Source organism: Pusillimonas sp. T2 (assembly GCF_002236805.1).
In the GTDB taxonomy this organism is placed as follows: Bacteria; Pseudomonadota; Gammaproteobacteria; order Burkholderiales; family Burkholderiaceae_B; genus Neopusillimonas.
On sequence record NZ_NIQA01000002.1, the window covers coordinates 1 to 12,804 of the forward strand.

The window sequence follows — 12,804 nt, forward strand, 5'->3', positions numbered from 1 at the left end:
CTGCTGGGCTGACAGTTATTTCGCTGTGGCACCACTTAAAAATTACTGCAATCTCGCCTGCGACAACCTATTGTATTAAGCCCGAACCCTTACGGGGGCAACCGCTTGAAAGGAATTGTGACTCGAACCACCCAAACAACCGAAATAACTATATAGCTACACAACCACCGCAAATTGGCACTTTGCCTAATAACCTAAGACGCAGCCAACAGATCGGCATAATATTGGCGCAGCTTGGCGAGCTTGGGGGCAATAACAAACTGACAATACCCCTGGTACGGATTACGCGCGTAGTAACTATGGTGGTAGACCTCTGCCTCCCAAAAGCGCGCTGCCGGCAAAAGATGCGTAACGACCGGCTGACCCAATAGCGTCTGCACCTCTTCTATAACTTGCGCCGCCGTTTCTTTTTGCGCGTCGGACTGATAAAAAATGGCCGAGGCATATTGGGGGCCGATATCGGCGCCTTGTTGATCGGGTGTTGTTGGGTCGTGCGTTGCAAAAAATACGCGCAACAATGTAGCAAAAGAAATCTGGGCTGGGTCGAACACCACTTTCACGACTTCGATGTGACCTGTCGTCTTGTCGCACACCTGCTCGTATGTGGGGTTATCTACATGGCCACCGGTATAGCCTGGCTTAACCTCGACAACACCACGAAGCGACTGAAAAACCGACTCTGTACACCAGAAGCAACCGCCGCCCAATACGGCCTCTTCGAGGCTGGCCGTAGCGCCGGCATGTGTAGCATCGGTTGTCTTGGATGAACTCATGAACGCGATTCCGTTTAATGAAATGGACGTGGCCCACGGGATTCGCCGACCACGGCTCTAATTAACTACAGCAAAGACTACTGTAACAAGGGCGCCGATGCACGACTAGTTAACGTGGCAACGAGGCCGAGTCGCCAAGATGCGGGCCTGAACCGACACTGGCATCGCCCGTCAAAGACAACACCCAGGCGGCTAGCAGTTCGGCATTTTCTTGGCTAACGTGAGACTGTGCAGGCATGGGCACCGCCCCCCAGGCACCACGCGAACCATTTCGAATTTTGGTAGCCAGATGCGGGATGGCAGCAGCATTGCCCTGATACCGCTTGGCCACCACTTCGAAATCGGGGCCCAGACGCTTGCGACCCTCGGTCTCGTCAACACGATGGCACGCAACGCAATTATTGGCTTGCGCAAGGCCAATGCCCACCGTTTGGGCAGCGCCCGCGGGTGCATACACCGCCAAACTTAAACCTATGCTTAATACTGCGAAGCGAAAATACATAATCTACCTGCCATAAACAGTTTCGAGGCCGCCGAAACGGCCTACGATAACGCGTTATCATCCAACAAATTATCAGCGCCGGACGCTAAGATTAAAGGCCCTTTTCCATGCTTGTTCACCCCCAATTTGACCCCGTCGCCCTGCAGCTTGGCCCCATCGCTATTCACTGGTACGGCCTGATGTACCTTATTGGCTTTGGCTTGGTTTGGCTGGCCGGCCGTTGGAGAATCAACCACGGAAAAACCGACCTGAGCCTGCGCGACCTGGAAGACATCATTTTTTACGGGGTTATTGGCGTCATCGCGGGCGGAAGGCTGGGCTACATCCTGTTCTACAAGCCTGCCGAATACCTGCAAAACCCCATCGAAATTTTTTATCTCTGGCAAGGCGGCATGTCTTTTCATGGCGGGCTGATCGGCGTATTGGTTGTACTGTTTATATTGGCGCGCCAAAAGGGGCGAACCTTTTTGGAATTAGGCGACTTCATTGCCCCTTTAATACCCCTGGGCCTAGCCACGGGGCGACTGGGCAATTTCATTAATGGCGAACTGTGGGGCCGCCCCACCGACGTCCCTTGGGGCATGGTGTTCCCGCAACTGGGTGACAACCTAACTCGCCACCCCTCACAACTTTACGAAATGGCGCTAGAGGGCATACTGCTATTTGCCGTGCTTTGGTGGTTTGCCCGCAAGCCCCGAGCTACAGGTCAAGTGAGCGCCCTGTTTTTGATGGGCTACGGTGTATTCAGATTTTTAGCCGAATACACCCGAGAGCCCGATGCATTTTTGGGCCCAGTACTCGGGTCGCTAACCATGGGACAGCTACTTTGCCTGCCCATGATCGCCCTGGGCTTGCTTATTTATTTTCGAGCAAGTAAACCTCACCCCGAACAGACACCGTAACAGTCTCCACACCAGCCTCGAGCGGCACAGCCATTTTATCGGCGCTAGCTGCCATCATCATGCGCGGCATGGGCGTGTATTCGGCGCCGCCGCCATCGAGCGACAAAGTTTTAATACGAAACCCCTGATAACCAAACGCCTGCGAGACGGCTTGGGCACGCCCCTTAAACGCCTGAGCAGCGTCATTGAGCAAGTCGGCTTCCGCTTTCGCCCTTAATTGCGGGGAAACAGAGAACTGCAAGTTGGCAATAGGCATAAGCTCGGAGAGCTTGCCGGCCAAACCCGAAGCCGCGCCGAAGTCGGTTGATTCAAGAATGACCTCAGCACGCCCCTGCCAACCAGTGATTTTCCCTTCGTCGTTGGTGAGCGGCCAAACACGGTAATTGCCCGAATAAGTTTTAACCGAGCTGACGGCTTTGGCCTGTTTGACGACACTGTCGAGCGCTTGGGTTAACTGACTGCTGACCGCCTGATGACTGGCGTCTGCTACTTGCGCTGCGAGGGTGATTTTTATGGTGTCTTGGCTGACCTGCGACGAGGCCGAGGCGTTAAGGGTTGCCATTGGCAATTGGCCGCTGCGAACCTGCGCAGGCGCCTCGGGCATTATGTTTTGGGCGACCGCGGCGGGCGCACCCACGACCGCAAGGGCGGCGCTTAATACCAACGGGGCAATTGAAAAAGGCTTAGCCAAGGTAAACAAGTAAGACATGCGTTAGCTCCGAAATAGACAGGCCCGCATTAATGCGGGCCTGTCTTCAAAAATGCCCCGCCTGTGCCGTCAAGACCGGCATCCTGGAACCGAGGGTTCAAGGTGGTCGCCTTCAGTCAAGTTTCGGGATCGTCAGTTAAGACGTTCACTCCTACTTGTCAATCCGGCAACCTAATGCCATAAGCATTGGTTCAAGAAATGTAAGGTCAAGTCACGAACACTGCAGGGACTAACTTGTACAAGCCACAGCTTAGTAGATAAAACGGCTGTTTACCGAAACCGTATGTAAATACCGGGCCTGGCTTGAAATTTGGTGCTAACTAATTACTGGGGGCCGCCTGCTGGGGCAAAACCAGATCGAGCTGGCGATGCATATCTTCGAGACGACGTTTAAAGTCGCCAACGGCGACTTCACCCAATGGCCCGTCTGGGGCCCGCATGGCTAAAAGTTCGGCAGCAATTTGAATGGCTGCCATAACGGCAATGCGTTCATTGCTTGAGATTTTACCAGACCCTTTGATGGCCAGCATGCGCTGATCAACAAATCGGACGGCAGAGAGCAAATCATCTTTTTCGGAGGGCGAGCATGCCAGGGAATAATCGCGGCCCAAAATTGAAACATCGACGCGTTCCATGCGGGGTTACTCCTGAGGCGCGCCGGGCAGGCGCATAAGTACGGCGTCGATACGCTGCCGAGCGGACTCGACGGCTTGACGCAGGCTGGAGGTTTCGGACTGGCTGGCTTGCAGGTTTTGCCGGACTGTAGCCTGCTCGGCTTGCTGGCGTTCGAGCTGCTCTTTGAGCTGGGCCACAGCGCTGTCGGCTTGTGCGCGCAGGCTGGATTCGATTTGAGCGGCCTGCTGACGCAGGCTGTGAACCTCGGCATCGGCCTGCGCCCGCAGGGCATCCATTTCGGCCTGATGACGCGCAGCCTGAGCGGCAACGTCTTTATATTCGATGGCTTGCTGGCTAAGCTGGTCACGCAGCGCATCACGCTCTTGTTCAGCACGGGTAGCGCGCTGAACAAGCGTTTCGTTTTGCGACTGAAGCCGACGGGAGAGCTCAACCAGTTGGCCAACACGAGCGGCCAGAGATTCTAGATCTTGCAACATGGCGATATGGTAAACCACAGGCGCTTTCGAAGAAAAGCCCCGCGATCAAGTCTATGGAGCCGTTAGAATAACCGAAATTGCCTAACTTTCTACGACATCACGGAGCCTTGTCATGTCAGCATCAATCGCACCCCGAAGCTACGAAAACATCTCGCCCTTAAAAGTGGCGTTTATCGGGCTGGGCGCGATGGGCTTCCCCATGGCCGGTCATCTGGCCAAGGCCGGCCATCAAGTTTGCGTTTACAACCGCTCACCCGAAAAGGCCAGCCGCTGGGCAGCGGAGTTTGACGGCGTTACAGCACCCACACCCGCCCAGGCAGCAGCAGGCGCAGACGTCGTTTTTTGCTGCGTAGGCAACGACAACGACCTGCGCAGCGTACTAACCGGTAAAGACGGTGCGTTTTCCGGCATGAAGCCTGGCGCCCTCTGCGTTGATCACACCACGGCATCTGCCGACGTGGCACGTGAACTTTACGACGCGGCACGAAACGTCGGGCTGCATTTTTTGGACGCGCCGGTCTCAGGGGGGCAGAACGGTGCCGTACAAGGCATACTCACCGTGATGTGCGGCGGAGACGTGACCGACTTTGCCCGAGCCAAGCCCATCATGCAGGCCTACGCTCAGGCGACCACGCACATGGGCGCCTCTGGCGCAGGTCAGTTGTGCAAAATGGTGAACCAGATTTGCGTGGCCGGCGTACTGCAGGGCCTTTCTGAGGCCATCGCTTTTGGCAAGACTGCCGGGTTGGATATGGAAAAGGTCTTGTCGGTGATCAGCAAAGGCGCTGCGCAAAGCTGGCAAATGGAAAACCGCGGTCGCACCATGGTTAGCAACCAGTTTGACTTCGGTTTTGCAGTTGACTGGATGCGCAAAGACCTAGGGTTGGTGTTGGACGAAGCCCGGCGAAACGGAGCCAGCGTACCCGGCACAGCCCTGATAGACCAGTTTTATGCCGAGGTACAGAAAACAGGCGGTGGCCGCTGGGATACGTCGAGCCTGATTACCCGCCTACCCCAGCCTAAACAGCCCCTTTAGGGTGACCCTTCCGGGGCGGCCGCAAATTTAGCTGCAACGGGCTTTGCCGCGTCGCCCTTAGCGGCCTGCGGCCGCTGACGCAAATAACGACGTTCGTTAACGCGTCGAAACAAAATACCGGCGAGTTCATTCAGGGCTTGCGTATAGACATCGCGCTTGAACTCGATAACTGCATCAAGTGGCACCCAATAATGACTCCAACGCCAGGCGTCGAATTCGGGATGCCTGGTCGCACGCAAACTGACATCGGAATCGCGCCCCACCATCCGCAACAGAAACCAGATTTGCTTTTGCCCTTTGTAAATACCCCTTGAGTCGCGACGGATAAAATCATTGGGTACGTTGTAACGTAACCAATTGCGTGTACGCCCTAAAATTCGGACATGTTCTGGTAGCAAACCCACTTCTTCGCGCAGCTCACGGTACATGGCCTGCACCGGGCTTTCGCCGTATTTGATACCACCCTGCGGAAACTGCCAGGAATGCTCCCGAATGCGTTTACCCCAAAACACCTCGTTTTTATGATTAACGAGGATAATGCCGACATTAGGACGGTAGCCTTCACGGTCTAACATAGGCCACCTCTATAACGAATTTAATACAATTACACCCGATTATACGTATCTGCAGAGATCCTCACCATGCGCGCATCCAAGTATCACATCAACACCCTGAAAGAAGCCCCAGCCGAAGCGGAAGTCACCAGCCACCAGCTGATGACAAGAGCCGGCATGATCCGCAAAATTGCGGGCGGCATTTACACCTACATGCCGCTGGGCTTGCGGGTACTGAAGAAAATTGAAGCCATTGTGCGCGAAGAAATGGACCGGGCGGGCGCAGTTGAACTGCTGATGCCATTGGTACAGCCCGCCGAGCTATGGGAAGAGTCAGGGCGCTGGACCGCCTATGGCCCCGAATTACTCCGGATCAAAGACCGCCATCAGCGCGACTTCGTCCTCCAGCCCACCTCTGAAGAGGTCGTCACAGACATTGCCCGTAACGAAATTCAGAGCTGGCGTCAGCTTCCGGTCAACTTCTACCACATCCAGACCAAGTTCCGCGACGAACGCCGCCCCCGTTTCGGGCTGATGCGCGGCCGCGAATTCACCATGAAAGATGCGTATTCGTTTGATCGCAACGAAGAAGCCGCACAGGCCAGCTACGACAATATGTACGACGCTTACATGAAAATTTTCACGCGTCTCGGGCTTGAGTTCAGGGCGGTTGCGGCCGATACAGGGTCAATCGGGGGGTCGCGTAGTCACGAATTCCAGGTCATTGCCAACACGGGTGAAGACCTGATTGTGTATAACCCCCAGTCGCAGTACGCCGCCAATATCGAACTTGCCGACGCCCCCGCCTTACTTGCCACACGGGCACCGGCCGGCAAAGCCATGGAAAAAGTAGCCACACCCAGCATGACCAAATGCGAAGAGGTTGCTGCATTATTGAAGCGCCAGCTTTCAGATACGGTCAAAACCGTCGTTCTGGCCGTCGAGCCCACCGAAGAGATCAAAACCACACAGATTTTTGCACTGCTGATCCGCGGTGATCATGAACTAAACGAAGTCAAGGTAGGCAAACTGCCCGGGCTGAATCAAGGGTTCCGTTTTGCCACCGACGAAGAAATCAAACGTGCTTTCGGGTGCAGCCCCGGATCGTTAGGGCCGGTAGCTCCAGCAGAGCCAGTCACGATCATTGCCGACAAAACCGTTGCCAATATGAGCGACTTCATCTGCGGCGCCAACGAAGACGGCTTCCACCTTGATGGCGTGAATTGGGGTCGCGACTTGCCCGAACCCAACCTTGTCGCAGACTTGCGCAACGTTGTGGCCGGCGACGCCGACCCTAACGGTGGCACGCTGAACATCCAGCGCGGTATCGAGGTGGGTCATATCTTCTTCTTGGGCGACAAATACTCCAAAGCCCTGAACGCAACCTTCCTGGATACCGATGGCAAGCCGGCAATCATGCAAATGGGCTGCTACGGTATTGGCATCAGTCGCATCGCTGCGGCAGCCATTGAACAAAACCACGATGATCGCGGCATGATCTGGCCCGAAGCCATCGCCCCCTTCCAGGTGGTTATCTGCCCGCTGAATGCACACAAAAGTGAAACCGTTCGAAACACTGCTGAGCAACTGTATCAAGACTTGATTTCAAACGGTGCTGACGTCATCATCGACGATCGCGATATTCGCCCCGGTGTGATGTTTGCCGAGTGGGAGCTTATCGGTGTTCCTGTTCGCGTCACGGTTGGCGACCGCGGCCTGAAAGAAGGGGTTGTCGAGATCCAGCATCGGCGACAGTCCGAAGCCGAAAAAATAACTGTTGCACAAGCCACTGATTTCGTTCTGGAACAGTTAAAATTGCGCGCCCATGCCACCTGATTCAAACAACGTGCATTCAACGTTAGCTGTTCGTGTTTACTACGAAGATACCGACGCCGGTGGCGTCGTTTTCTACGCCAATTACCTCAAGTTCTTCGAACGAGGTCGCACCGAATGGTTGCGCAGACTGGGTGTCAACCAGTCCGAACTGGCTGTTACCGAACAGCGAATTTTCGTGGTGAAGCAACTCGACACCCGGTATATCAAGCCTGCAAAGCTTGATGATCTGCTGACCATCAACAGCCAGATCACCCGGGTGGGGCGGGCGTCCATCGACTTTTTCCAATGTGCAGAGCTCGATGGCCAACGCCTGTGTGAAGGAAATATACAAATTTGCTGCGTTGACGCAAACACCTTGCGTCCGGCAGCACTGCCCGACGAACTCAAAACATTATTGGAAAAGGTTCAGGTATAAACATGCAGCCCACCAGCGACTTGTCTATCGTCTCGCTAATTCTTGACGCCAGTATTCCGGTACAGCTAGTGATGCTGATTCTGGTTGGTATTTCCGTGCTGTCCTGGACGTACATTTTCAGCAAACGCACCGCGCTGAAACGTGCACACGAACAAACCAAGCTCTTTGAAGACGACTTCTGGGCCGGCGGTGACCTGACTGCCCTGCAGCAATCCGTATCAACCAGCCCTGCCGATTACGGGGCCCTGGCACGTATTTTCGATGCCGGCATGACCGAATTCATCAAGGCCCGTCGGGCCAACGGTAATACCGACGCCCTGCTCGACGGCCCACGACGCGCCATGCGCGCTTCGTACCAGCGCGAAATGGACAATCTGGAATCACACCTGAACTTTTTGGCATCGGCTGGATCCGTTAGCCCATACATTGGGCTATTGGGTACGGTATGGGGCATCATGCACGCGTTCCTGGGCTTATCCACCGTGCAACAGGCGACGCTGGCCGCAGTAGCGCCGGGTATTGCCGAAGCCCTGATTGCAACCGCCATCGGCTTGTTTGCGGCAATTCCAGCTGTCGTTGCCTACAACCGTTACACAAACGAAATCGATCGCCTGTCGATTCGCTTTGACAGCTTCATCGACGAATTCCTCAATATTCTGCAACGTCAGGTGCGCTGATGTCCTCTAACCGCAGTAGCATGGGGCGCTCATCAGGCCGCCGGCTCAAAAACGAGATCAACGTCGTCCCCTATATCGACGTCATGCTGGTTTTGCTGATCATTTTCATGGTGACCGCCCCCATGATCACGCCCGGCATTATCGAGCTACCATCGGTCGGTCGCGCTGCTGAAGTCCCCACCGAGCCGCTCGAAGTACAGATAGAGGAAAACGGCACCGTCTCTTTGCGTAAACGCATCGCCGGTGCCGAATTCGAATCAATTGCCAACGAAGCCTTGGTCGACGAGGTGCGCTCGCGCATCACCGCCGACACGCCTGTCGTGATTGCTGCCGACGGCAAAGTACCGTACGAAAAAGTAATGGAAGTAATGGACAAGTTGCGCAGTAATGGCGTGTCGCGCCTCGGCTTGCTGGTTGATCAAAGCGCTGGCAACCCCGACCAGAAATAACATAGGCTTGATGCATGAAGTGGCTTTGGTCTGAACCCTCTGGTCAATCTCCCGAACAGCTCGATGATCGTCGCGGCTTCGTGTATGCCATTTCGGCACACGTTGCACTGGGTCTGATATTGCTGTTGGGGGTCTTGACATCGGCGCCTCAAACGCCCGCTCCGGTTCAGGTCGAACTCTGGGCCGACGGCGTATCGCCAAACGCCGTTCAAGAGCCCCAGGAAGAAACGGCCACCGAAGAAACACCAGAACCTGAGCCGCAGCCCGAGCCAGAGCCCGTCCCTGCTCCTGAACCTACGCCTGAACCTCCGGCACCGGCACCTGCGCCAGAACCAGAGCCTGCACCGCAAGTGCGCCCCGAGCCCATCCCCGAGCCGCCTCAGGTTGATCCCGAGATTGCGCTCGAAAAAGCACGCCAGGAAAAAGCCGAGCAGGAACGCAAAGAGCGCCTTGCCCAACAAGAGCGCGAGCGCAAGGCGCGCGAAGAGGCAGACCGCAAGGCGGCCGAATTAAAAGCCAAACAAGAGGCTGAGCGTAAAGCCAAACAAGAGGCTGAGCGTAAAGCCAAGGAAGAGGCTGATCGTAAAGCGAAGGCTGAAGCCGAGCGCAAAGCCAAGGAAGAATCCGAACGCAAGGCTGAGGCAGAGCGTAAAGCCAAAGAAGCGGCCGAGCAAAAAGCTAAGACCGAGGCGGAGCAGAAGGCGAAAGCCGAGGCTGAACGCAAGGCCAAAGAAGAAGCCGCCAAAAAAGCAGCTGCCGATAAGAAAGCCAAAGAAGAAGCCGCACGCAAGGCCGCAGCCGAGAAAAAGGCCAAAGAAGAAGCGGCTAAGCGTGAAGCCATTAAACAAGCCATGCGAGGTGATGCACTAGGTGCTGCCGGTATTCCGGGTGGCACGGCCGACCGCAACCAGGCCGGTGGCGGTGGCAACGATAACGGATATGCCGCACAAGTCAGGGCCTGCATCAAGCCGCGAGTCACTTACCCTATTCCGCCGCGCGCGGGCGCAAACCCAACCGTGCAGTTCCGCGTTATGCTCAATGCTCAAGGACGTGTACAAGACGTCGAGATCCGCCGCTCGTCGGGCATTTCCGGTTTCGACCGCGCCGTAGAAAACGGCGTGCGCGGCTGCAACCCCTTCCCGGCACCGCCATCCGGCAAGTACCCGCCGTACATCGATGGGTACTACTATATGTACGATCAATAGCACGACCAACAGGAGATTGTCGAAATGACCCGTGTCACCTTCGCAAAAACCGTCGCCCGAACGCTCGGGCGACTGCAGGCCTGGGGCCTTGCGGTAATCGCCAGTGTGGCGCTCACCACACCGGCCTCGGCGCAATTACGCGTCGATATTTCAGGCGTAGGCGCCACCCAGTACCCCATTGCCATCGCCGACTTTCAGGGCAATCCGCAAGGCGCAAACCTGGCCGAAGTCATTCGTGCCGACCTGACCCGATCAGGGCAGTTCCGCCTTGTAAACGCCACAGGGGCAACACTAAGTGCCGAAACCCCAGTCGCCCACGACGATTGGCGAGGTCGAGGTGCCGACTACATTGCCTATGGTTCAATTACCGAAGCCGGCGGCCAGTACACCATTACCTACCGCCTGTCGGACACCGTACGCAAAACCGAACTTGATGGTATTGCTTTTGCCGGCAACGAACGTGAGCTTCGCCGCGTTGCGCACCGGATCGCCGACCGGATCTACGAAAAAATTACAGGTGTGCGTGGCGTTTTTTCAACACGTCTGGCTTATGTGGTACAAAAAGGCGACGTCTATGAGTTACAAATTGCAGACGCCGACGGCCAGAACCCGCAGGTCATGCTGCGCTCGAAACACTCGATTATTTCACCCGCGTGGTCGCCCGATGGCAAACAACTGGCTTACGTCAGCTTCGAACTGGGCAAGCCTGTAGTGTATGTACAAACGCTGGCGACCGGCCAACGTCTGCCCTTGGCCAACTTCAAGGGTAACAACAGTGCGCCCGCATGGTCCCCAGACGGCAGCCTGCTTGCCGTGGTGCTTTCGCGAGACGGCATTTCGCAAATTTATACGATCCGCAACGATGGCTCCGACCTGCGTCGAATCATGCGTTCGCCGCTTATCGACACCGAGCCGCAATTCTCGCCCGACGGTGCATCGATTGTGTTTACCAGCGACCGAAGCGGCAGCCCGCAAATCTACCGCGTGCCGGTAACTGGCGGCGAAGCACGACGTATAACTTTTAACGGAAGTTACAACATCTCACCAGCACTCTCGCCCGACGGTAACAGTTTGGTGTACGTTACACGTAGAGACGGTGCTTTCCGTATTGCATTGCAAAACATGAACACGGGTTCGGAACAGCTGTTAACAGCAGGCCCCGACGACCAGTCACCAAGTTTTGCACCCAACGGTATGCAAGTGCTTCATAGCGCCGTCCAAAACGGCCGCAGTGTGCTGGCCGTGGTTTCGGTCGATGGCCGTGTCCGGCAAACGCTGTCGACACTCGATGGCAAGGTCCGTGAACCGACCTGGGGCCCTTTTACCAATTAATTTCTAGTGTGACTCTTTTTCTAAAGGAACTTAAATGAGCTCGCGCATTACAAAAACGCTAAGTGTTGCTGCTTTAACTGCCGCTCTGGCAGCTTGCAGCTCTGTACCGCTTGACCAGGCCGGATCCGGCTCGGGTTCGGGTGCTGGGTCCTCGACCGGTATGGTCATGGATCCCTTCAACCCGCAAAGCCCGCTGGCGCAACAACGCTCCGTTTACTTCGAGTTCGACAGCTACGTCGTGCCTGAACAGTATCGCAACGTTGTAGAAATGCATTCGTCCTACCTCACCGCAAACAGCCAGCAACGCGTTCGCGTCGAGGGCCACGCTGACGCGCGCGGTGGTTCGGAATACAACCTGGCACTGGGCCAGCGCCGTTCCGAAGCTGTTGCCCGCATGATGACGCTGATGGGTGTACGTGCCGACCAAATCGAAACCATCAGTTTCGGTAAAGAGCGCCCGAAAGCCATGGGTAACACCGAGGCCGATTACGCAGAGAACCGTCGCGCAGACATCAACTACCAACGTTGATTTTTTGGCATAATCTGCATCAACAAAGCGCCGTGGCGGCTTCCCGCCGCGGCGTTTTCACTTGAATGGGACACACCTTATGACGAACTCTTTGTTTACGCTTCGCCGCATCGCCCTGACCGCATCTTTTAGTGCGCTAGCGCTATCAACCAGCGTTGCACATGCCTTTGCCGACGACGACGCACGCCGTGCCATTCTGGAATTGCGCGAACAAGTCCGTGTTCTGACCGAGCAGAACCGCCAGGCCCGTTTGTTACTGGCCGATCAGCTCGAAACGCTTCGCCAGGAAGTCACCAGCCTGCGCGGCCAGATCGAACGCATCCGTTTCGAACTGGATATTAAAAACGGCAATGGTCTGGGCAATAGCCCTGCAGCGCAAGTCAGCAACCCACAAGAGCAAGCTGCTTTCAATACGCCCATGGCGCAGTTCCGCGAAGGGAAATACAAAGACGCCGCCGACGGGTTCAAGACTTTTTTAACGCAATACCCCAACAGCCAATTGGTGGTTGATGCACAGTTTTACCAAGGCAGCAGCCTCTATGCCGCCAAAGATTTCAAAGGTGCAGTCCAAGCCCTCGGGGCGCTGGTTCAAGGTCACCCAGACAGCAACCGGGCCGCAGATGCCTTGCTGATTGTGGCCGCCGCGCAAATCGAACTGAACGACCTGGGCGGCGCCACCGCAAGCCTGAAACGTATTGTGGCCGATTACCCGGGCAGCAATGCGGCGCGCACTGCCCAAGACCGTCTCAAACTTTTGCAGTAATCCGACGGGC

At 55.9% G+C, this 12,804-nt stretch carries 16 protein-coding genes and 1 other RNA gene; 10 read left to right on the top strand and 7 right to left on the bottom strand.

Going from position 1 to position 12,804, the window contains the following annotated elements; genetic code table 11:
- Positions 1-194 precede the first annotated feature (194 nt).
- A complete protein-coding gene (msrA, locus tag PuT2_RS03130) occupies positions 195-773 on the bottom strand; it encodes a peptide-methionine (S)-S-oxide reductase MsrA (protein WP_093969594.1) in 579 nt (192 codons plus the stop codon).
- Positions 774-882: 109 nt separating this feature from the next.
- Positions 883-1,275, bottom strand: coding sequence for a c-type cytochrome (locus tag PuT2_RS03135; protein WP_093969595.1), 393 nt, complete (start codon positions 1,273-1,275; stop codon positions 883-885).
- Positions 1,276-1,382: 107 nt separating this feature from the next.
- Between PuT2_RS03135 and lgt the strand changes: the two genes are divergently transcribed.
- Positions 1,383-2,177 (top strand): prolipoprotein diacylglyceryl transferase, encoded by a 795-nt coding sequence (gene lgt / locus PuT2_RS03140; RefSeq protein WP_093969596.1) that lies wholly within the window; start codon positions 1,383-1,385, stop codon positions 2,175-2,177.
- On the opposite strand, the gene PuT2_RS03145 is transcribed toward lgt, so the two are convergent.
- The 4 genes from PuT2_RS03145 to PuT2_RS03160 form a co-directional block, all read right to left on the bottom strand.
- Positions 2,131-2,886, bottom strand: a complete 756-nt coding sequence (locus PuT2_RS03145) for an SIMPL domain-containing protein (protein ID WP_093969597.1) — start codon at positions 2,884-2,886, stop codon at positions 2,131-2,133. The two genes, lgt and PuT2_RS03145, sit on opposite strands and share 47 nt — an antisense overlap.
- A gap of 50 nt (positions 2,887-2,936) precedes the next feature.
- A non-coding RNA gene (gene ssrS, locus PuT2_RS03150) (6S RNA) lies at positions 2,937-3,118 on the bottom strand.
- Positions 3,119-3,206: 88 nt separating this feature from the next.
- Positions 3,207-3,521, bottom strand: a complete 315-nt coding sequence (locus PuT2_RS03155) for a cell division protein ZapA (RefSeq protein ID WP_093969598.1) — start codon at positions 3,519-3,521, stop codon at positions 3,207-3,209.
- Positions 3,522-3,527: 6 nt separating this feature from the next.
- Positions 3,528-3,998: a hypothetical protein gene (locus PuT2_RS03160; RefSeq protein ID WP_093969599.1), complete on the bottom strand. Its 471-nt coding sequence runs from the start codon at positions 3,996-3,998 to the stop codon at positions 3,528-3,530.
- A 112-nt stretch (positions 3,999-4,110) separates the two neighbouring features.
- Between PuT2_RS03160 and PuT2_RS03165 the strand changes: the two genes are divergently transcribed.
- Positions 4,111-5,034, top strand: a complete 924-nt coding sequence (locus tag PuT2_RS03165; protein WP_093969600.1) for an NAD(P)-dependent oxidoreductase — start codon at positions 4,111-4,113, stop codon at positions 5,032-5,034.
- Here PuT2_RS03165 and PuT2_RS03170 read toward each other — a convergent pair.
- Entirely contained in the window at positions 5,031-5,609 is a 579-nt protein-coding gene (locus tag PuT2_RS03170; RefSeq protein ID WP_093969601.1) for an RNA pyrophosphohydrolase, read from the bottom strand. The two genes, PuT2_RS03165 and PuT2_RS03170, sit on opposite strands and share 4 nt — an antisense overlap.
- Before the next feature lie 66 nt (positions 5,610-5,675).
- On the opposite strand from PuT2_RS03170, the gene PuT2_RS03175 reads away from it, so the two are divergent.
- From PuT2_RS03175 to ybgF, 8 genes are all read left to right on the top strand, one after another.
- Positions 5,676-7,424: a proline--tRNA ligase gene (locus tag PuT2_RS03175; RefSeq protein ID WP_093969602.1), complete on the top strand. Its 1,749-nt coding sequence runs from the start codon at positions 5,676-5,678 to the stop codon at positions 7,422-7,424.
- Entirely contained in the window at positions 7,414-7,839 is a 426-nt protein-coding gene (gene ybgC, locus PuT2_RS03180; RefSeq protein WP_093969603.1) for a tol-pal system-associated acyl-CoA thioesterase, read from the top strand. The genes PuT2_RS03175 and ybgC overlap by 11 nt, the downstream gene beginning before the upstream one ends.
- Before the next feature lie 2 nt (positions 7,840-7,841).
- A complete protein-coding gene (tolQ, locus tag PuT2_RS03185; protein ID WP_093969604.1) occupies positions 7,842-8,516 on the top strand; it encodes a protein TolQ in 675 nt (224 codons plus the stop codon).
- Positions 8,516-8,965, top strand: coding sequence for a protein TolR (gene tolR / locus PuT2_RS03190; RefSeq protein WP_093969605.1), 450 nt, complete (start codon positions 8,516-8,518; stop codon positions 8,963-8,965). Before tolQ ends, tolR begins: the two co-directional genes overlap by 1 nt.
- 14 nt (positions 8,966-8,979) lie before the next feature.
- Positions 8,980-10,170, top strand: coding sequence for a cell envelope integrity protein TolA (gene tolA / locus PuT2_RS03195; protein WP_093969606.1), 1,191 nt, complete (start codon positions 8,980-8,982; stop codon positions 10,168-10,170).
- A gap of 24 nt (positions 10,171-10,194) precedes the next feature.
- On the top strand, positions 10,195-11,502 hold the full coding sequence (gene tolB, locus PuT2_RS03200; RefSeq protein ID WP_093969607.1) for a Tol-Pal system beta propeller repeat protein TolB: 1,308 nt from the start codon (positions 10,195-10,197) through the stop codon (positions 11,500-11,502).
- A 34-nt stretch (positions 11,503-11,536) separates the two neighbouring features.
- The gene (gene pal / locus PuT2_RS03205; protein ID WP_093969608.1) at positions 11,537-12,031 is read left to right on the top strand and encodes a peptidoglycan-associated lipoprotein Pal; all 495 of its coding nucleotides are present in this window, start codon (positions 11,537-11,539) and stop codon (positions 12,029-12,031) included.
- Between the two features lie 79 nt (positions 12,032-12,110).
- Positions 12,111-12,794 carry a tol-pal system protein YbgF gene (ybgF, locus tag PuT2_RS03210; RefSeq protein WP_093969609.1) on the top strand — a complete coding sequence of 228 codons (684 nt, stop codon included), beginning with the start codon at positions 12,111-12,113 and terminating at the stop codon, positions 12,792-12,794.
- Positions 12,795-12,804 lie beyond the last annotated feature (10 nt).

Excerpts from the sequence above, each read along its gene's own strand:
- lgt (WP_093969596.1), top strand. The coding sequence starts at position 1,383 with ATGCTTGTTCACCCCCAATTTGACCCCGTCGCCCTGCAGCTTGGCCCC.
- pal (WP_093969608.1), top strand. The coding sequence starts at position 11,537 with ATGAGCTCGCGCATTACAAAAACGCTAAGTGTTGCTGCTTTAACTGCC.
- PuT2_RS03155 (WP_093969598.1), bottom strand. The coding sequence starts at position 3,521 with ATGGAACGCGTCGATGTTTCAATTTTGGGCCGCGATTATTCCCTGGCA.
- tolQ (WP_093969604.1), top strand. The coding sequence starts at position 7,842 with ATGCAGCCCACCAGCGACTTGTCTATCGTCTCGCTAATTCTTGACGCC.
- PuT2_RS03135 (WP_093969595.1), bottom strand. The coding sequence starts at position 1,275 with ATGTATTTTCGCTTCGCAGTATTAAGCATAGGTTTAAGTTTGGCGGTG.
- PuT2_RS03160 (WP_093969599.1), bottom strand. The coding sequence starts at position 3,998 with ATGTTGCAAGATCTAGAATCTCTGGCCGCTCGTGTTGGCCAACTGGTT.
- tolA (WP_093969606.1), top strand. The coding sequence starts at position 8,980 with ATGAAGTGGCTTTGGTCTGAACCCTCTGGTCAATCTCCCGAACAGCTC.
- msrA (WP_093969594.1), bottom strand. The coding sequence starts at position 773 with ATGAGTTCATCCAAGACAACCGATGCTACACATGCCGGCGCTACGGCC.
- tolR (WP_093969605.1), top strand. The coding sequence starts at position 8,516 with ATGTCCTCTAACCGCAGTAGCATGGGGCGCTCATCAGGCCGCCGGCTC.
- ybgF (WP_093969609.1), top strand. The coding sequence starts at position 12,111 with ATGACGAACTCTTTGTTTACGCTTCGCCGCATCGCCCTGACCGCATCT.
- tolB (WP_093969607.1), top strand. The coding sequence starts at position 10,195 with ATGACCCGTGTCACCTTCGCAAAAACCGTCGCCCGAACGCTCGGGCGA.
- PuT2_RS03175 (WP_093969602.1), top strand. The coding sequence starts at position 5,676 with ATGCGCGCATCCAAGTATCACATCAACACCCTGAAAGAAGCCCCAGCC.
- PuT2_RS03170 (WP_093969601.1), bottom strand. The coding sequence starts at position 5,609 with ATGTTAGACCGTGAAGGCTACCGTCCTAATGTCGGCATTATCCTCGTT.
- PuT2_RS03145 (WP_093969597.1), bottom strand. The coding sequence starts at position 2,886 with ATGTCTTACTTGTTTACCTTGGCTAAGCCTTTTTCAATTGCCCCGTTG.
- ybgC (WP_093969603.1), top strand. The coding sequence starts at position 7,414 with ATGCCACCTGATTCAAACAACGTGCATTCAACGTTAGCTGTTCGTGTT.
- PuT2_RS03165 (WP_093969600.1), top strand. The coding sequence starts at position 4,111 with ATGTCAGCATCAATCGCACCCCGAAGCTACGAAAACATCTCGCCCTTA.